The sequence below is a fragment of the Psychrobacter sp. YGAH215 genome (assembly GCF_007280595.1).
Classification (GTDB): Bacteria; Pseudomonadota; Gammaproteobacteria; order Pseudomonadales; family Moraxellaceae; genus Psychrobacter; species Psychrobacter faecalis.
The window spans coordinates 121,243-140,013 of record NZ_VKLR01000007.1 but is presented as its reverse complement, the minus strand read 5'-3'; the positions used below and the strand labels follow the sequence as shown (position 1 = coordinate 140,013).

15 protein-coding genes and 1 riboswitch are annotated in these 18,771 nt (G+C 44.4%); of the genes, 9 read left to right on the top strand and 6 right to left on the bottom strand.

Annotated features, from left to right (window positions below; all coding sequences use genetic code 11):
* The first annotated feature begins 387 nt into the window (after positions 1–387).
* From FOR85_RS04175 to FOR85_RS04165, 3 genes are all read left to right on the top strand, one after another.
* Positions 388–1,500 carry a hypothetical protein gene (locus FOR85_RS04175; RefSeq protein WP_144296848.1) on the top strand — a complete coding sequence of 371 codons (1,113 nt, stop codon included), beginning with the start codon at positions 388–390 and terminating at the stop codon, positions 1,498–1,500.
* A 202-nt stretch (positions 1,501–1,702) separates the two neighbouring features.
* Complete coding sequence (locus tag FOR85_RS04170) at positions 1,703–2,461, top strand: endonuclease/exonuclease/phosphatase family protein (RefSeq protein WP_144296847.1); 759 nt, start codon at positions 1,703–1,705, stop codon at positions 2,459–2,461.
* 80 nt (positions 2,462–2,541) lie between these two features.
* The gene (locus tag FOR85_RS04165; protein WP_144296846.1) at positions 2,542–3,537 is read left to right on the top strand and encodes an NADP-dependent oxidoreductase; all 996 of its coding nucleotides are present in this window, start codon (positions 2,542–2,544) and stop codon (positions 3,535–3,537) included.
* Between the two features lie 31 nt (positions 3,538–3,568).
* Here FOR85_RS04165 and FOR85_RS04160 read toward each other — a convergent pair whose 3' ends face one another.
* From FOR85_RS04160 to FOR85_RS04150, 3 genes are all read right to left on the bottom strand, one after another.
* Complete coding sequence (locus tag FOR85_RS04160) at positions 3,569–4,186, bottom strand: alpha-ketoglutarate-dependent dioxygenase AlkB (protein WP_144296845.1); 618 nt, start codon at positions 4,184–4,186, stop codon at positions 3,569–3,571.
* Between the two features lie 40 nt (positions 4,187–4,226).
* Positions 4,227–5,129 carry an alpha/beta fold hydrolase gene (locus FOR85_RS04155; RefSeq protein WP_144296844.1) on the bottom strand — a complete coding sequence of 301 codons (903 nt, stop codon included), beginning with the start codon at positions 5,127–5,129 and terminating at the stop codon, positions 4,227–4,229.
* A gap of 64 nt (positions 5,130–5,193) precedes the next feature.
* Positions 5,194–7,143, bottom strand: coding sequence for an ABC transporter ATP-binding protein (locus tag FOR85_RS04150; protein WP_144296843.1), 1,950 nt, complete (start codon positions 7,141–7,143; stop codon positions 5,194–5,196).
* A 328-nt stretch (positions 7,144–7,471) separates the two neighbouring features.
* Between FOR85_RS04150 and FOR85_RS04145 the strand changes: the two genes are divergently transcribed.
* Both FOR85_RS04145 and FOR85_RS04140 read left to right on the top strand, forming a co-directional pair.
* The gene (locus FOR85_RS04145; RefSeq protein WP_144296842.1) at positions 7,472–8,320 is read left to right on the top strand and encodes an EamA/RhaT family transporter; all 849 of its coding nucleotides are present in this window, start codon (positions 7,472–7,474) and stop codon (positions 8,318–8,320) included.
* 160 nt (positions 8,321–8,480) lie between these two features.
* Positions 8,481–9,371 (top strand): fructose bisphosphate aldolase, encoded by an 891-nt coding sequence (locus FOR85_RS04140; protein WP_144296841.1) that lies wholly within the window; start codon positions 8,481–8,483, stop codon positions 9,369–9,371.
* Between the two features lie 86 nt (positions 9,372–9,457).
* Here the strand turns inward: FOR85_RS04140 and thiC are convergent, their stop codons facing one another.
* The 3 genes from thiC to argH all read right to left on the bottom strand — a co-directional run bounded on the left by thiC (position 9,458) and on the right by argH (position 13,909).
* Complete coding sequence (gene thiC, locus FOR85_RS04135) at positions 9,458–11,452, bottom strand: phosphomethylpyrimidine synthase ThiC (RefSeq protein WP_223808500.1); 1,995 nt, start codon at positions 11,450–11,452, stop codon at positions 9,458–9,460.
* A 261-nt stretch (positions 11,453–11,713) separates the two neighbouring features.
* Positions 11,714–11,837: riboswitch (TPP riboswitch) on the bottom strand.
* Between the two features lie 168 nt (positions 11,838–12,005).
* The gene (locus FOR85_RS04130; protein WP_068407860.1) at positions 12,006–12,296 is read right to left on the bottom strand and encodes an oxidative damage protection protein; all 291 of its coding nucleotides are present in this window, start codon (positions 12,294–12,296) and stop codon (positions 12,006–12,008) included.
* 239 nt (positions 12,297–12,535) lie between these two features.
* Complete coding sequence (gene argH / locus FOR85_RS04125; RefSeq protein ID WP_144296872.1) at positions 12,536–13,909, bottom strand: argininosuccinate lyase; 1,374 nt, start codon at positions 13,907–13,909, stop codon at positions 12,536–12,538.
* 218 nt (positions 13,910–14,127) lie between these two features.
* On the opposite strand from argH, the gene FOR85_RS04120 reads away from it, so the two are divergent.
* From FOR85_RS04120 to FOR85_RS04105, 4 genes are all read left to right on the top strand, one after another.
* A complete protein-coding gene (locus FOR85_RS04120) occupies positions 14,128–15,174 on the top strand; it encodes a histidine kinase (protein WP_223808499.1) in 1,047 nt (348 codons plus the stop codon).
* A gap of 293 nt (positions 15,175–15,467) precedes the next feature.
* Positions 15,468–16,205: a LytTR family DNA-binding domain-containing protein gene (locus FOR85_RS04115; RefSeq protein WP_144296839.1), complete on the top strand. Its 738-nt coding sequence runs from the start codon at positions 15,468–15,470 to the stop codon at positions 16,203–16,205.
* 421 nt (positions 16,206–16,626) lie between these two features.
* Positions 16,627–17,664 carry a hydroxymethylbilane synthase gene (gene hemC / locus FOR85_RS04110; protein ID WP_144296838.1) on the top strand — a complete coding sequence of 346 codons (1,038 nt, stop codon included), beginning with the start codon at positions 16,627–16,629 and terminating at the stop codon, positions 17,662–17,664.
* 121 nt (positions 17,665–17,785) lie between these two features.
* Entirely contained in the window at positions 17,786–18,742 is a 957-nt protein-coding gene (locus FOR85_RS04105; protein ID WP_144296837.1) for a uroporphyrinogen-III synthase, read from the top strand.
* Positions 18,743–18,771: the final 29 nt, after the last annotated feature.

Genomic DNA, 18,771 nt, shown 5'->3' with positions numbered 1-18,771 from the left:
ATGAACGTTATTTAAAACGTAGTTTAAAACGTTATGTAAAGTAAAGGTTATCTAAAAGATGGGTATGACGCGGTTGAAATACAAGCCAGCGTTATAATTGGTTTTAGAGTGTTCATTTTACAAATGGGATTTTTAGAAATGTCCAATTGGATAATAACCCGGCGCTAATTATCGATATGACTGATAGTTTGCTAAGTTTCACTTACAAAGAGTCATCATTTACTTGCAAATTAACCCTACAGGGAGTGAGGACAAGTTGTTAGCATCTTAGTAATACAAGGACTTAATATAATAAATTAAACACAAGGCAGTTATTAAAAATAATTTTCAAATTCTAAGACAATTTTGCAATACCAACCAATCATAATAAGATAAGGAGCAGTATTTATGAAAGCAACTCTTAAAAGTCTACGTGAGACCAAAGCCAATCCAGCGGTCAGTATTTTTGTCAAAACCCACCGTGAGCATCCTGACAATCAAAAGGATCCTATCGCCCTTAAAAACCAACTAAAAGTGGTCGAAGAGCGCCTAAATAACGAGTACGACAAAAGTACCGCCACCTCTATTTTAGAAAATATCAAAAATAAAACCAGTGACCTAAATCACAACTATAACTTAGATACCTTAGCCATATTTGCTAGCACTGACGATGCTCAAATCGTCCGTATGCCTATTGATACCAAAGAGCGCGTGATCATCTCTGATAGATTTGCAACGCGTGATTTGGTGCGTGATATGGCCAGCGCCGTGCATTATTATACGGTAGTATTAACCCGTGATAAGGCGCGCTTGATTGAAGCGTCTAACGATCGTGTTGTCAAAGAGTTTGACAAAGATGATGATGCGCAAAAGAACATGGAGAGCATTCCATTTCCTATCGAAAACAATAGTTTATATAAGACAGGTGATGGTGGCTCTGATCGCTCAGCAAATAACGAGAGTAGCTATCTAAAAGAGTTCTTTAACCAAGTAGATAAGAGCGTACAAGAGCTATGGGGCGAGCATAAAATGCCTTTAGTCATCGTTGGGGATACCAAAAATATCGGTTATTATAAAGATGTTTGTGATCGTCCAGATAATATTATTGCTACCGTTTCAAATGCCACCAATTTGGAAGAAGGCAGCGCGCAGCATATCGTTGATAGCGTACAAGAAGCGGTTGAAAATTATCGCTCGTCATTACATCAAGCCGCTATGGGTGAAATTGACAAAGCGCGCGGTGCCAATATGCTGCAAACGGATTTACAAGAAGTGTACCGCAGCGCCTTCCAAGGGGTTGGCGAGACTTTATATGTTCGTCGCGGTTACATGCAACCGGCTATGATCGATGAAGCGGCGCAGACTTTAAGCATGGCTGATGATGCGACTGCCCAAGGCGTGACTGATGATGCGGTTGGTGAAATCATCGAACACGTCATTCATAACGGTGGCAAAGTCGTATTCATGCCGCAGGAGCTGATGGGTGAAGATCAGCCAATTGCTCTGGTAACGCGCTATTAATTGATAGCTGCTATTCGTTAATGAGTTAGCCATCGTTACGACTTAGGTATAATATGGGAGCATTGGTTCGATATGAATCAATGCTCTTTTTTATAATAACCTAGGTTCATGTTTATCTGATGACCGGTGTCATTTGATAAGTTTTTAATAAAACGCTGTTCACCCTTACGCTATCCATATTGAGTTTATAACTGATAAATTTATGACTAATACCACCTCTTTTGTTTTAACCAGCTACAACATTCATAAAGGCATGTCGCCGATGAATCGCCAAGTGAAGATACAGGGTATCGCCCAAGCGCTTGATATCATCGGCTCAGACATTCTTTGCCTGCAAGAAGTGCAGGGGCAAAACCTCAAGCGCAATATGCAATATAACGAATACCCCGACCAATCACAGCACGAATGGTTTGGTGAATATCTGCAACTGCAAAACAGCTATGGCAAAAACTCAGAGTATGAAAACGGTCATCATGGCAATGCGGTGTTGAGTCGCTTTCCGCTAGACCCAAAACATAACGTCAATATTACGGTGAATAAACTTGAGCAGCGCGGTGTCTTGCACTGTGAAGTGCAGCCGCTAGGGTGGGAGATGCCAGTAGTGGTGTTATGCGCCCATTTAAACCTCTTTGAGCGCGACCGTATCAAGCAGTACGAAGCCATCTCCAATTATGTGCGTAATGAGATTGCTGCCGAACAGCCGCTGATTTTGGCAGGTGATTTTAATGATTGGAAAAAAATGTCTTGTGACAGGCTCGCTTCAAGCTTAGGGATGACCGAAGCTTTTAAGCATTGTCATGGCAAATTGCTACCGACTTTTCCAGCAAAACTGCCTGTGCTCAGTCTAGACCGCATCTATGTGCGCAATCTAAGGGTAAAAGACGCGTGGGTACATACCGGTAAGCCTTGGTCAACACTATCGGATCATTTGCCGCTAAGTGCAGAATTAGCATTGTTATGAATTGCTGTTATCAGTTAATGGATAACAAGTAAGAAACTAACCAAAAAAGAGAAATTAGAATAATACAAGGATGAAAAATCATGTCTGATAAACACCTACCAACGACGCAGCACGCCGTACAGATAGGCGAGTTTGGCGAACCTGAAGTCATGACATATCAAGACGGCGTGGCTATTCCTGAATTAAAGGACAACCAAGTATTAATACAAGTCGCTTACGCTGGTATCAACCCCGTCGATTATAAAACCCGTCAAGGTAAAGGCTGGGGCGCCGATGCGATTCAAAAAAATAACTTTGATAAAGACGAGCCCGCTATTTTAGGCTTTGATGTTGCAGGGATAGTGGTCAAAAGTAATAGCGATAAATTTACCATTGGAGATGACGTCGCGGCCCTTAGTTTTGATGGCAGCTGCTACGCTGAATACGTGGCGGTCGATGCTGATTTACTGGCAAAAGTACCACAGGCGGTGACATTAGAGCAAGCAGGAGCATCGCCTTGTATCGGGCAAACGGCGCTACAGTTTGTAGAATTTGCCGACATTAAAGACGGTGAACACGTGGTAATAAACGCGCCAGCGGGCGGCGTTGGACATTTAGCGATTCAGTTTTTGCTGAAAAAGGTAGCGTCAGATAATGTCAAAGTCACGCTTATTTGCTCACCAGAAAAATACGCCAAACTTGATAAATTGATAGATAAAAGCAAGTTGAAAGGTTGGATAGATTATACCAAAGACCAAGATTTTCCTGACTTACAAGCCGATGTACTGATGGACTTGGTCGGTGACGATGCCGGCGTGCGCGCTTTGAGCACACTCAAATCTGTTGGTCGCGTTAAAGTGCTACCGACCATTTGGGTTGATAAACTAAAAGCTGCCGGTAGTAATAAAAGCTTGAGCGTCGACGGCTACGCGGTAAAGCCAAATGGCGAAGATATGGCAAAGGTTTTACAAGATGTCGCTGATGGCACGCTAATTTTACAAATTCAGCAAACCTATCCATTATCTGAAGTAGTTACTGCCCATCGCGAGCTAGAAAAAGGCGATACCTTTGGCAAGATTGTGCTCAAAGCAAGCTAAGGCAGAGTTGCTTAAATTAAGCCAAACCCGCTTAACCTAATATCATTTGCCTAAAGGTTAAGCTAATACGTCCCTCTAAAACTGTTTTCGTCTTAGTGACAGTATGTTTCCAATATTTTTGCGTATCCCCATGCATGACGATAAGCTGACCGGACTCAAGATAAAGCTCGACTTTATCTTGAGTTTTTTTATGCTTCAAGACAAACTTGCGCGTCGCTCCGAGTGACAAAGAGGCGATAATCGGCTGCTCGCCAAGCTCCCTCTCATCATCGGCATGATACCCCATACCATCGTCGCCGGACGGATAGTAATTTAGCAAACAAGAATTAAAGTGGGTATTGATACCGATTTTTGCTAGTTGTTGTTCAATATGATGTTTCACATGAAACACCGAGTCTGTCCATGCAATGGCTTGCCGCCTGTGTCCAGAATATTGATAACTGGCAGCGCTGTCGCCCATCCATACTATTTGCCTAGTGGTGACGTGGGTCTTACCAAATAAAGTGACGATATCAGATTGCCAAGGCAGCGTCGTCAACAAGGCATAATATAGGGCACTTGGATAGTCAATCACGATTCCTAAATCATTTACCTTGCCATCATAAGGCAAGAAATTATCGGTCGGTGCAGGGGCAAAAAGGTCGCTCATCGCTCATATTCCGTATATCCTACATTCCACATCGCTCGGCCTATTTATTGCTCTCATAATGTTCATTAATAATTTGCGCGCACAATTCAGGTGCTTCCATTGGCAAAAGATGACCGTAATCTGGCAAAGAGATAATGCTATCTGCGGGAACAAATCCTTGCCATTGTTTGCGTACTTTATCATTGATAAACAAAGTCGGTTTGCCGGTGATTAAGGTGTAAGGGCAGTGCAGTTTTTTTAATGCTGCATCGATATGAGGCGCACCAAAATAATTGGCAAGCTCTTGCTCGGGGGCAAACATCAAGCTATAGCTGCCATTATTATTGGCCGTCAAACTTTGCTCAGCAAATACTTTTAAGTGCTCATCACTGATACGTTTATAAGCCCGTTGTGCGCGCAAATGCTCATAATAATCATCGATACTTGCCCATGTAACCTGCTTGGTTAGGGTGCTTTTAAAAGGTTCACGGCTTAGCAATATCTTGCGCGGTAGTAAGTTATAAAGCGTTGCTTGTTTTTTAGTAAAGGTGACAGGCTCGATAAGATATAACTGCGAGAATAAATCGGGGCGTTTCGCTGCTGCTATGGCGGTCGCTGTTGCGCCTTGTGAATGTCCAATACCAACGATAGGCGCGTTTTGGGTTTTGTCCAAAAACTCAATCAGTATATCGGCATCTTGCTCGCGGGTCAGACGCGGCGCTTGCGGTTTGTCATACCAATAGCCACGTAGCGCTAGTGCCGATAAATCAAACTCTGTTGCGAGCTCATTTAACAATGGCGCATAAGTACCAACAGTGAAACTATTGCCGCCATAAAAATGGGCAGGCGGGCGTTTATGGTGGTTTGGTTTGTCTGCGTGATTTACAGCTTGGTTCAACTGCTCTAAATCATAATAGCGCGCTTGCTTGCCACTGATATTAATGCGTTTGGTAAAAGTTTCCATAAAAATCACACTTCCTTGTGGCGGTTTTTTAACCGTTATCTTACATTTTATTGTTAGTTTTCAATTAGCTGTCTTCACCTAAGAAGCCGCCACTTTGACGCTGCCATAAACGCGCATAAACGCCATTTAACGCCAGTAGTTCATCATGACTGCCTTGCTCGATGATACGGCCTTTATCCATGACCACCAATCTATCTAGCGCGGCAATGGTCGATAATCGATGCGCAATCGCAATCACAGTTTTGCCGGTCATGATATCGTTTAGGCTTTCGGTAATGGCAAATTCAATCTCAGAATCAAGTGCACTGGTCGCCTCGTCCAGTAACAAAATCGGCGCATTTTTTAGCATCACGCGTGAGATAGCGATGCGCTGACGTTGACCGCCAGAGAGCTTAACGCCGCGCTCGCCGACTTGGGTATCAAGACCGGTATTGCCTTTATCATCGTATAAATCTTTGATAAAGTCCCACGCTTGCGCTTGCTTAGCAGCTGTAATGATTTCCTCATCGGTTGCGTCAGGACGACCGTAAGCGATATTTTCGCGCACAGTACGGTGCAATAACGAGGTATCTTGCGTGACCATACCGATTTGCTGACGCAGCGATTCTTGGGTAACTTCGTCAATCGCTTGCCCGTCGATATAGATTTTCCCTTTATCAACATCAAAAAAGCGCAGGAGTAGATTAACCAAAGTTGATTTACCAGCGCCAGAACGCCCAACCAGACCGATTTTCTCGCCCGGTTTGATATCTAAGTAAAAGTTATCTAATAGCTTGGCGTATGAAGTTCCCGCTGCAGAATCCGCAGCAGGAATAGCAGCATCTTCATTCATGTTATCTAAAGGCTTGCCTGATTTATGCTTGTTTAAACCTGTGGCATCGTCTTCGCCTTCATAACTAAAATCAACGTGGTCGAAAACGATATGACCATCGCTGACTTTAAGGATAGAAGCATTTGGCTTATCGACGATGGTTTGCGGGGCAGATAAGGTGCGCATCCCGTCTTGTACTGTCCCGATACTTTCAAACAGGCTAGCAGTTTGCCACATAATCCAGCGCGTCAGGCCATTTAATCGCAGCGCCATCGCCGTGGCAGCGGCAATTGCCCCAACACCAACAGCGCTTTGTTGCCATAAATAAATTCCGATACCGGCCGTACTACTGACCAAAATCACACTGATTAGGTGGGTTGATACCTCAAGGTAGCTGACCCAGCGCATTTGCGCATGGACCGTACCCAAAAACTGTCCCATGGCGTTTTTGGCATAATCGAGCTCGCGGCGCGAGTGGCTAAACAGTTTGACCGTCATGATATTGGCATACGCATCAGTGATGCGGCCCGTCATTAATGCGCGAGCATCGGCTTGTACAATCGCCGTTTGCTTTAGCTTAGGAATAAAGTACCACATCGCCAGCCACACCAAGACAAACCACACAATAAATGGAATCAATAATAAGCTGTCTAAATTAAATAAAATAATGCCAGAAGTAATAAAGTAAACGGCGACGTACATAAACATGTCAGTGACCGTCATCACGGTATCGCGCACCGCCAACGCCGTTTGCATCACTTTAGCAGAGACGCGACCTGAGAACTCGTCTTGATAAAACTGCATCGATTGCCCAAGCATACGCTGATGAAAACGCCAGCGCATCTGCATCGGGAAGACGCCTTGCAAGGTTTGGAAATGAATAAATGACGATAGGGCAATCCAAAGCGGACTTAAAATCATCACGGCCAGTATCAAAAGCAGCATATCGCCTTTTTCTGCCCATAGATTTTGCGGCGTATAAACGCCAAGCCAATCGACGATATTGCCAATCCACGCAAATAGCATGGCCTCGTAGATACCGATGCCAGCGGACAAAATCATAAATAGCAATAACCAACCGCGTAGCCCTTTGGTACATGCCCACATAAATTTGAGCATACCTTCACGCGGCGAGGGCAGCGGCATAGGCGTCTCAGGAAAGGCGGGCAGACGAGTTTCAAAAAATCGAAATAGAGCATTCATAGGCAGTCAGGGAGCATTCATAGCAGTACGCCAAGATAAACGCCGTTAAGCGCTATCGTGAATCGTTACTTTTGTTATTAGGATTGCTGGTTATTTTAACAAAATTCGTCCTCATGCTTGCATGCTAATTGTAAGCTGAACAATCAAGCGCACAATAATTAGATTGCTGCAGATGAAATATTTTGTTACATTCCATTATTTCTTTTAGTTTATTGCTTGCCTTTATTTATACGTTTTAGTAAACGAGAAATCAGCTAATGAATAAGTATTTTTTACTCATATAAAAATAATAAACGCGCAAAGTTGCGACTTAACAAGGATAAAGTTGATGATGTATTTAACGATAGCGGTGCTCTGTAGCGTCGCTGTTTCCGTACTTTTAAAAATATTACGCCAAAAAAATATCGATATTCGCCAAACCATCGTGGCAGGCTATCCCGTGGCATTTCTATTAACTTGGCTGTTATTAAAACCAGATGTCAGTAGTATCGGCGCACTTGGCAATGCCTGGGGCATCATTATTGCGCTTGGTATCTTGTTGCCAGCAGTGTTTATTATCCTTGGGCGGGCGATTGAATCGGTCGGGATGGTAGCAACCGATGCTGCTCAGCGTTTATCGCTTATCATTCCTATCGTTGCTGCATTTCTATTATTTGGTGAAGTACTGACGGGTACGCGCATATTTGGCCTGTTGTTAGGATTTTTGGCGCTTGGGGCTTTGGTTTATCGTCCGCAGCATGGGCTTATAAATAGCCAAGCAAAGCAGACGCCACTTTGGTTATTTGGCGTTTGGCTAGGCTATGGCGTGATTGATATTTTGTTCAAACAAGTTGCCAAGCAAGGCGCGGCGTTTCCTTTAACCTTATTTGTGACCTTTGGGCTAGCAGGTTTGCTGCTGCTCGTTTACCTGCTTAGCACTCGCGTGCGCTGGCAGAGCAATGCCCTTAGCGCAGGATTATTACTTGGCGCGCTCAATATGGGCAATATATATGCTTATATACGCGCCCATCAAGTATTGTCTGAGTCGCCAAGTATCGTCTTTACAGGCATGAACGTCGGCGTGATTGCGGTGGCAACTTTAATTGGAGTAGGCGTATTTAAAGAGCGCCTTAATCGTATCAATATCGTCGGTTTATTACTGGCGATTGGCTGTGTGGCGGTATTGTTTTTGCTTTAATCTTGTCACTGTGAAATAGATAAAATTTTAACTTATCAACAATAGGCAGGTGGCATGTCCTATGATAAGGTAACTGACAGTCAGGCTCATACTATTGAGGGCTGATTGACTTATTATAATAACGTTTGACCCTTATTAATTAGGATAGGATACCCATTCAATGGAATACGAAAAACAACTACAGCATATAAAAAATGGCTCAGGATTTATCGCCGCGCTTGACCAAAGTGGTGGCAGCACGCCAAAAGCATTAGAGAACTATGGCGTCAGCGGCGATGCTTATGACAATGACGAGGCGATGTTTGATTTGGTGCATGAGATGCGCGCGCGTATCATGACTTGTGATGCCTTTGATAATGAGCGTGTCCTTGGCGCGATTTTATTTGAAGATACCATGGAGCGCGAGGTTAATGGCAAACCGACCGCCAATTACCTATGGGAAGATAAAAATATCGTACCGTTTTTAAAGGTAGATAAGGGTTTGGCTGAACACATGAACGGCGTACAGGTGATGCGTCCGATGCCAAATCTAGACTTGTTGCTGGATAAAGCAAAAAATTATCCGGTATTTGGCACCAAAATGCGCTCAGTCATTTATGAGCCAAGTGTCGATGGTATCGAGCTTGTCGTACAGCAGCAGTTTGATGTCGCAAAGCAAATTCTTTCTAAAGGTTTTATGCCGATTGTTGAGCCAGAAGTCGATATCAACAGTAGCAAAAAGCATGACTGCGAAATCATCCTTAAAACCAGTATTTTGCACAATCTTGAGTTTTTAGACGATGATCATCAAGTGATGCTAAAACTGACTTTGCCTGAAGAAGACGGATTTTATCAAGAGCTGATTGATCATCCAAAAGTGCTAAAAGTGGTGGCGCTATCTGGCGGTTACAGTCGTCATGACGCCTGCGAAAAATTGAAGCAAAATCCCGGTATGATTGCGAGCTTCTCGCGTGCTTTTACCGAAGGCTTAAGTAAGCAACAAAGCGACGCAGAGTTTGCTGATACGATTAATACTTCTATTAAAGAGATTTACGAAGCATCAAAGATTTAATCTACTATAAAGATAAAACAGTTTGCAATAAAAAGCGCTACTTATGAGTAGCGCTTTTTTGTGAATTAAGCATTAACGTTAATCGCTTAAACTTCTTTATACAACTGGCGACCCTCGGCATGATATTTTTGCATCATCTCGTCCATGCCTTTTTCAATATCAGCGCGGCTCATCGCACTAGTAGCCTGAACGCCGTTTTCTTTTGCATCTAAACCTTTAGCATACTCGCGCACGTTTTGAGTGATTTTCATCGAGCAGAATTTAGGACCACACATCGAGCAAAAGTGCGCCGACTTATGGGCGTCTTTTGGTAGCGTCTCGTCATGATATTCACGCGCCGTATCAGGGTCGAGCGCCAGATTAAACTGATCATCCCAGCGGAACTCAAAACGCGCTTTGGACAAAGCATTGTCACGTGCCTGTGCACCCGGATGGCCTTTAGCAAGGTCGGCAGCATGAGCGGCGATTTTATAAGTGATGATGCCGTCCTTGACGTCTTTTTTATTGGGCAAACCGAGATGCTCCTTTGGCGTCACATAACAGAGCATCGCTGTGCCAAACCAGCCAATCATTGCCGCCCCAATGGCACTGGTGATATGGTCATAACCAGGCGCAATATCAGTGGTTAATGGCCCTAAAGTATAAAAAGGTGCGTCGCTACATAGCTCAAGCTGCAAGTCCATATTTTCTTTAATACGGTTCATCGCCACGTGTCCAGGGCCTTCAATCATCACCTGTACATCATGCTTCCATGCGACTTGCGTCAACTCACCTAGGGTACGTAGCTCACCAAATTGTGCTTCGTCATTGGCATCTTGCAAACAGCCCGGACGTAAGCCATCGCCTAAGCTAAATGCCACATCATACTGCTTCATAATCTCGCAGATATCTTCAAAATGCGTGTATAAAAAGCTCTCTTTATGATGGGCCAAACACCACTGTGCCATGATAGAGCCGCCACGCGAGACGATGCCCGTCAAGCGATTTGCCGTCAGCGGTACATAACGTAGCAGTACGCCAGCGTGAATGGTAAAGTAATCAACGCCTTGCTCGGCTTGCTCAATCAATGTATCGCGGAATATCTCCCACGTTAAGTCTTCGGCAACGCCATCGACTTTCTCTAAGGCTTGATAAATCGGCACCGTACCAATTGGCACTGGCGAGTTACGAATCAACCATTCACGGGTCTCATGGATATGATTACCAGTCGATAAATCCATAATGGTATCGGCGCCCCAGCGCGTTGCCCAGGTCATTTTTGATACTTCTTCATCGATAGATGAGCCGAGCGCTGAGTTACCGATATTGGCGTTAATTTTCACTAAAAAATTACGCCCGATAATCATCGGCTCAGATTCTGGGTGATTAATATTATTGGGGATAATGGCGCGACCAGCCGCGACCTCGCTGCGCACAAACTCAGGGGTGATGATTTTTGGCGTATTGGCACCGAAGCTCTCGCCGTCATGTTGGCGCATATCGGTCAGTTCATGCTGTTTTTGCGTCTCACGAATGGCGATATATTCCATTTCAGGGGTAATAATGCCGCGACGTGCGTAGTGCATTTGCGTGACATTCTTTCCTACTAAGGCACGACGTGGTTTATCAATATGCGCAAATCTTAAGTTAGCAGTACTGATATCACGGGCGCGCGCTTGTCCATATGCGCTTGATAAGCCGTCTAACTGTTCAGTATCGTCACGCTCAGCTATCCAGCCTTCGCGTAGCTTTGGTAAGCCTTTGGTCAAATCAATCTCGACATTGGGATCGGTGTAAACACCAGAAGTGTCATAAACATAAAATGGTGGGTTTTGTTCCCATTCGGACTCGCTTGCCCCTTGTATGGGGGTAGGGTCAAGGGTGATCTCGCGCATCGGTACTTGAATGTCAGGACGTGAGCCCCCGATATAGACTTTTTTAGAAGCGGGTAAGATGCGGTGTAAGTCGCGGGCGTCTTCTTCAAAGCGAGTATCATTGGCCGTACGATGGGCAGGCGTTTTTAGAGTGTCGGCTTTTTTATCGACAGTTTTAGTAACAGGGGTCGAAGGGGGTTGGGCTGTTTGTAAATCTGAAGTAGTCATATGCTGTCCTAGCGTGTTGGTTTTTGAATAAAAGCAACACCGCCAGTAGCTGCGGGACAAGACGATGCAAGATAGACAAATTCAATCATCAAACACGTGCACTACTATTAAATTCAACTTTCATTGAAAATTAATCTAATGCCATGTTAAATGATTGGTAGGCGCCGCTTTTTATTGCTTGCCTCATGGCCGCGTAAAAACGCTAGCATATAAAGTATGAGCAATAATAAAAAGGCATTTCTGCGCGCCCTTTGTATATAAAACATAGTCTTAAGACTTCCCTGCGTCGGTACTAACCGCATCAGGTTCGGCGGGTGATCTCTCAGCGAATGTATGACAACCTTATAAACTAAGCTTGTCATACACCGCACCCCGAGTCTGTCAGTGTTGTAAATCAGTCTCATACTAACAAATTATAGGGATGATGCCTAGTCATTTGCCGTTTGTTAGTAGAGAGGCAATCTTGCTGTTATTAATGTAATCACTGTCTTTTAATCAATGACAGTTTTTCAATTAATGACATTCTTTTTAATTAATAAAATCACCGTGCGTATTATTTTTCTGGTGTCCAGCCCTGCGCGCGCTCATAGTCTTCGTTGTCCAAAAACTTCTCGCGTTGCTCGGTTAAGAACTTTTTGGCTTCAGGGTCCATCATGCTGAGATGGTTTTCGTTAATCAGCATGGTTTGCTGCTCAAGCCATTCTTTCCAAGCTTTGTCAGAGACGGTTTCTTGTAGCTCTTGACCTTTTTTATTAGGAAATGGCGGATGCGGCATTTTTGGCAATTCTTGCTTATATTTGCGGCAAAAAACGGTATTGGCTTGTGGATTAAAAGTTTCAGTCATCAGGCAATCCTCATTAATTAGGGGTATTAAATTATCGTGTCGAATATTGGTATTCATCTATCATAACGCGCTTGCACGATTTAGCAAAGCGTATCAGGTGTAGAGAAGGTAACATCAAATCTATCTAATTCTGGCAAAATCAGGCATGGCAAAAAAACACCCGCACAATGGCGGGTGTTAGAGAAAAGCGATGGTTTTAAAGCACAGTTTTATTGCTAGCTTCAACTTTAAAAAGGCTTTTAAGCAAACGCTTTTAGGCGCGCGCGTCCATTAACCACTGCTTGTTTGACTTGATTTGGCGCGGTACCGCCTAAATGGTCACGAGCGGCCAATGAGCCTTCTAGCGTTAGATAGTCAAAAACATCATCGCCAATCGCATCGCTAAACTGCTGCAACTGCGCCAATGACAAATCGCTCAAATCAACACCCTCGTGAATACCCAAAGCAACGGCATTGCCGACCACTTCATGGGCATCACGGAAAGCAACGCCGCGGCGCACCAAATAATCTGCCAAATCGGTCGCAGTTGCATAGCCTTTCAAGGTGGCGGCGCGCATGTTTTCCTTATTCGGAGTAATATTCGGTAGCATATCGGCAAAGGCGAGTAGCGAACCCGTCAAAGTATCGACGCAATCAAATAGCGGCTCTTTGTCTTCTTGGTTGTCTTTATTATAGGCAAGCGGCTGACTTTTCATCAGGCTAAGCAGCGTCATTAGTTGGCCAAACACACGCGCCGCTTTACCGCGTACTAACTCTGGCACGTCAGGGTTTTTCTTTTGTGGCATGATAGATGAGCCAGTACAAAAGCGATCTGGTATCTGCACAAAGTTAAATTGCGCTGACATCCATAGGATAATCTCTTCGCTCATACGCGACATATGCATCATTAAGATAGAAGCCGCCGAGGTAAACTCAATGGCAAAATCACGGTCTGAGACGGCATCGAGCGAGTTTTGGCAAATACCGTCAAAACCTAGCAATTTGGCTGTGATGGTGCGATCAATCGGAAAGGTCGTGCCAGCAAGGGCAGCGCTACCAAGCGGCATTTGATTGATACGGCGACGGGCATCGACCAGACGCTCGGTATCGCGGTAGAGCATCTCAAACCACGCCATCACGTGATGACCAAAGCTCACTGGCTGCGCAGTTTGCAAATGGGTAAAACCCGGCATGATGGTATCGGTATGCTGCTCAGCTAAATCTAGTAAACCGCTTTGCAAACGTACCAGTAGCGCGATGATATTGTCGGTTTCTTCACGCAACCATAAACGAATATCGGTCGCAACCTGATCGTTACGGCTACGGCCAGTATGTAGTTTCTTACCAACCGCACCGACGATATCCGTCAAGCGCGATTCGACATTCATGTGCACGTCTTCAAGCGCAATTGACCAGTTAAACTCACCGGCTTCAATCTCGCGCAGCACTTGCTGTAAACCATCGATAATGGTCGCAACCTCATCCGCACTTAAAATGCCACATTCTTTCAGCATGGTCGCATGGGCGATTGAGCCTTGGATATCGTGACGAGCAAAGCGTTGGTCAAAGCCGACAGAAGCGGTAAAGGCGGCAACGAAGCTATCAGTCGCTTCACTAAAGCGCCCGCCCCACATCTGCTGACCCTGACCATTTGTAGCACTTTGCGGCGCAGGAGTGTTGGTTATAGAAGCATCTATGCTAGAATCAGGAGTAGATGAATTTTTATTTGAATTAGGATTAATACTATTTGAAGAGTTGGCGTTCATATCGGTACAAGACAAGTCAAGAGAATAAGAACTCAAGTATAGCAAATGATGAGGTTGCCTTGCTAGCGGAGCGCTTAGAGTTTTTTATGCCCAAGCTCATGGAGATGATGAAGCCTTGGCAATGGCTGCTGGCAATCTTTTTTTGGTCGCTGTTTGTGGCGATTGTCGATCGTCATAGCGTGGTTAATGAGATGCAGTTTATTATCAAGTTTATGGCAAGATTCATTCAAACCAGCTTGGCCTTGATTCCTTCTTTTTATCTCATCGATTATCTACGTCCAGTTTTTAAAGGCTTACGCGTAACGACCGTCAGTATGTATGTTTTACTCATTTTGACCACTGCCATGGCGGTGACCGTCGCGTTGGCCTTGCTCATTATGATAAACGCTGGCTGGTTTAACTATAACTTGGCGGATTTTATCTCAATCATTGTGTTTAATACGGTGATAGCCGCCGGATTTACCGTTGCCGCCTTGTTGTTTTTTTTAAGGCGTTATCGTGAGCTAAATGCGCTAAAGCACTCATTTGAGCAAAAATTGAGTGCCCAAAATTATGTGTTAAAAGCTCGCCTAGCGCCGCATTTCTTTTTTAATACCATCAATACTTTGATGTCGCTGATTGAGTCTGAGCCGCAGCGCGCCGCTATTTTATTGCAGCACGTCTCAGCGCTATTTCGTGCCAGTTTTAATGGCGCGCGTGAGATCAGCTTTGAAGAAGAGATTGCCCTGTGTAAGCATTACTTGGCTATTGAATCCATCCGCTTGGCAGATAAATTGGTAGTAAACTGGCAATTGCCAAAAGAAGACGTCATGTATGACATGGTGATTACCGCTTTAACCTTACAAAGCGTGATTGAAAAAATGCTGGTGAACGTCATTAGGATGACCACCGAAACCATTTATATTGATATTAAAGTCACTTGGTTGCAGCATCGGGTCGACATTACCATTAGCGTGCAGCTGCCGAAAAAAACCTTGTTGATTAACCATGACTTACGCCAACATATGGATTTTATGATTCAGGCGCAACGTCTGCGCGCCTATTTTGGTCAAAGTGCCGACATTCAAAGCAGCATTATGAATAAACAAATTCTTACTAATATTAGCTATCCGCTGCAAGATGTCAGTTTATAATCCTTTCTTTCTTCCTTTTTAAAACGTTTTCCCTAAAAATCTATTCTCTAAATTGTAAGCGTCAGTCATTTATTGCAAAGTATTTATCGTGGCATATTTATTGCACAGTCTAAGCTGTTATGCACGGCTAAAGCATTTAAACGGCAAAGTTAGATTCGTGGCTTGCACAAGTATGGCAGTTGGTTTATACCTTAAGTAGGGAGTTGCATTCTTACTAAGGGATAAGTGTTAAAGATTGATAGGTTATTAATACTTTAAAAGATTTATAGGTAGGCACTTATAAAGGAGTTTGAATGCGGATTGTTGTTTGTGATGATGAGCCCTTAGCTCGCGAGCGTTTGGTTAGAATAGTCAAAGAGTCAGGTCATGAAGTGGTTGCCCAAGCAAAAACGGGCATAGAGGCCATTATCGCCGTAAAATCTGAGCAACCAGACATTATATTGCTCGACATTCGCATGCCAGAGATGGATGGCGTCGAGTGCGCGCAAGAGCTTGCAACGTTAAACCATCCACCTGCCATTATCTTTGTCACGGCGTATGACCATTATGCCATCGCGGCGCTCAAAGCCAACGCCATCGGTTATCTGTTAAAACCTGCCAATAAAGATGAATTACTCGAGGCGCTAAAAAAAGCCACCAATCTCAATGCGGCGCAATTAAACGAGATTCGCAAACTTGAGAATCCAACCGCGCGCCCAGTGCGCGAACATATCGTGGCGCGTACCCACCGCGGTGTAGAGCTGATTGAGCTCAAAGACATCTACTATTTTACCGCCGATCAAAAGTATGTCAAAGTACGCCACAAAGACGGCATTGTACTTATTGATGATACGTTAAAAGAGCTTGAGCAAGAATTTGAAGGCAAGTTATTTCGAGTCCATCGCAACGCCATTATCAATATTAAATATCTAGATTTTTTAGAAACACTCGATGCCGGACAGTTTCAGCTGCACTTTAAAGGTATTGATGAAACTTTAGCAGTCAGTCGCCGCAATCTACCGGCTTTACGTGAAAAAATTCAAAATATGTAGCGGCAAACTGTCTACAGGTAAACTATCCTAGAATGCACTAAGCAGCAAGCGCAGTAATCTGTTGAAATAATCCTGCCATATCATCAAACCCTTATTTATGCTTAAATAGGGGTATTTTTTTGTAGCACTCAGTTTAAAGACATTTAACGTTTATATTGAATACTATAGTGAGAGAAAAGTAATATCAATGCATCACGCACTGCTGATATCAATTTTTCTTGCTTGCTGTGCCTGCGCAGACAGAGGCTACGAAAAATTGATATCAGCAATACCGTAGCGTTTTTAGGGTATTTTGACTATACATTCGCATTATTGTAAAGATAATGAATCCTTTGTTGTTGAGCGACCGTTGTTGAGCGGTTGTCGTTAAGTAACTGTTATTCAGCAACGCGATTTTATATCGAATCTATTGAGGCCTTTTATGAGCACCATGCAGCAACCTGCTTTGACTACCTTAAATATCGCCACCCGCCAAAGTCCATTGGCATTATGGCAAGCGGAGCACATTCGTGACCGCCTACTGACGCTGTATCCTGAGCTGACCATTAACCTGCTAAAAATTGTCACCAAAGGCGATAAGATTTTGGATACGCCGCTGGCAAAAATTGGTGGTAAGGGTTTGTTTGTTAAAGAGCTTGAGCAGGCGTTATATGATAAACAGGCAGATATCGCGGTACATTCTTTAAAAGACGTGCCGATGGAATTGCCAGAAGGCTTGACGCTTGGTGTTTATTGTAAACGCGCTTCGCCAACCGATGCCTTTGTATCGAATACTTATCATAATATCGATGAGTTACCACAGGGAGCAGTGGTTGGTACCGCAAGCTTGCGTCGTCAATGTCAAATCAAAGCCTATCGTCCCGATTTACAAATCAAGACCCTGCGCGGCAACGTTGGTACGCGTTTAGGTAAGCTCGATGCCGGCGAGTATGACGCTATTATTTTGGCAACCAGTGGTTTACAGCGTATCGAGCATGACGAGCGCATTCGTAGTGAGCTGGATATTGATGTTTGCTTGCCAGCGGTTGGCCAAGGGGCACTTGCGATTGAATGTCGCGAAGGTGATGACGAAGTGTTAAAACTGCTGGCACCGTTAAACGATGACAAAGCTCGTATCCGTCTTATCGCTGAGCGTGCGTTAAACCGTCATTTACAAGGCGGTTGCCAAGTGCCGATTGCCGCTTATGCTGTGTTACAAATGGCTGATGCAGACGACGATAGCAGTAGCAAAAACAATGGCCAAAACGGTAATAACGACAATGGTAATGTATTATGGCTACGCGGCCGCGTCGGTCAAGAAGACGGTAGCGAGCTACTCAAAGCTGATAAACGCTTGACCTTAACTGGCAGTCAAGTCGAACAAGAAGCGCAAGCCAATCAGTTAGGTATTGAAGTCGCTGAGATGCTACTAGCCATTGGTGCGGGTGATATTTTATCAGCGATTTATCAGTCTAAATAAAGCTTATAAAATAACTTTTAAGTTGCATAACAATAAAATGTCGCTGTCCAGTTACGCATAAAGTCGCTGCAATGACTGTATGCGTAAGCTTACTTTCCAAAACTTCTGTCACGGTATGTTTATGTCTTGGTCATCCTCTGAGTCTACTGCTTCAAACCAAACCATTAATAAGCCAGCATCGCTGCCGCCAGTGGTCATCAATACGCGTCCAGTTGAACGTGCGGCGCCGCTGACCAATCATTTGCAGGCGACAGGATTTTCAGTGGTTGATATACCAATGTTGTCCTTAGAGGCGCGGCCAACGACCGAGCAAGACATGGCATTGATGCGCCAATGGTTTGCCGGTGATTATCAGGCGCTTGTTATTGTAAGTCCGACAGCAGCAGCTTCTGGCTTAGCCGTTTGGCAGGCGCTTGAGCATGAACGCCAAGCTCAATTGGCTGAGGTAAATAATAGCGCGCAAAAAGACGTTAGTTTTAAAGGTTTAACAGCACCAAGCCATCTGATAGCGGTAGGAGAAGCCACGGCAGCGGTATTAAATGACGCTAAACTCGATGCGACGAATTATCAAGTATTGCAACCTCTGATTGCTAATAATGAAGGTATGTTAGCGATGCCAGAAATTGACAGCCTGCAGGCTGGTGATAAGCTGCTGGTATGGCGCGGGCTTGGCGGGCGGCGTTTATTGGTCAATACCTTACAGGCGCGCGGTGTCCATATCGATAGCATCGCTTGGTATGAGCGCAAAATGCCCAATGATGCTATGGCGCAGTATAAAGAATGGTACGCCCAGTATCTTAGCCAAAAGTCTGAGCAGCCCAGACCCATCGTGATTGTCAGTAGTGGCACAGCGTTTGAGCATTGGCAAGCGATTGTTACAGAAGTGGCAGCGCAAAAAGCCAATGCAGAAAAATCAAACCGTGCGCCGCTGCAACTCAACGATTTTGCTTATGTCGTACTAGGTGAGCGCTTAGCCAATATGGTTGCTAGTCAGGATTTAAGTTATTGGCGCGTGGAAGATTTGGCGCCCGAAACCATTGTTGCGGCAATCCATACACCGCTAGTTGGTTGCAGTTAAAAAACACTTCCTTTTCTCAAGCCATTTAT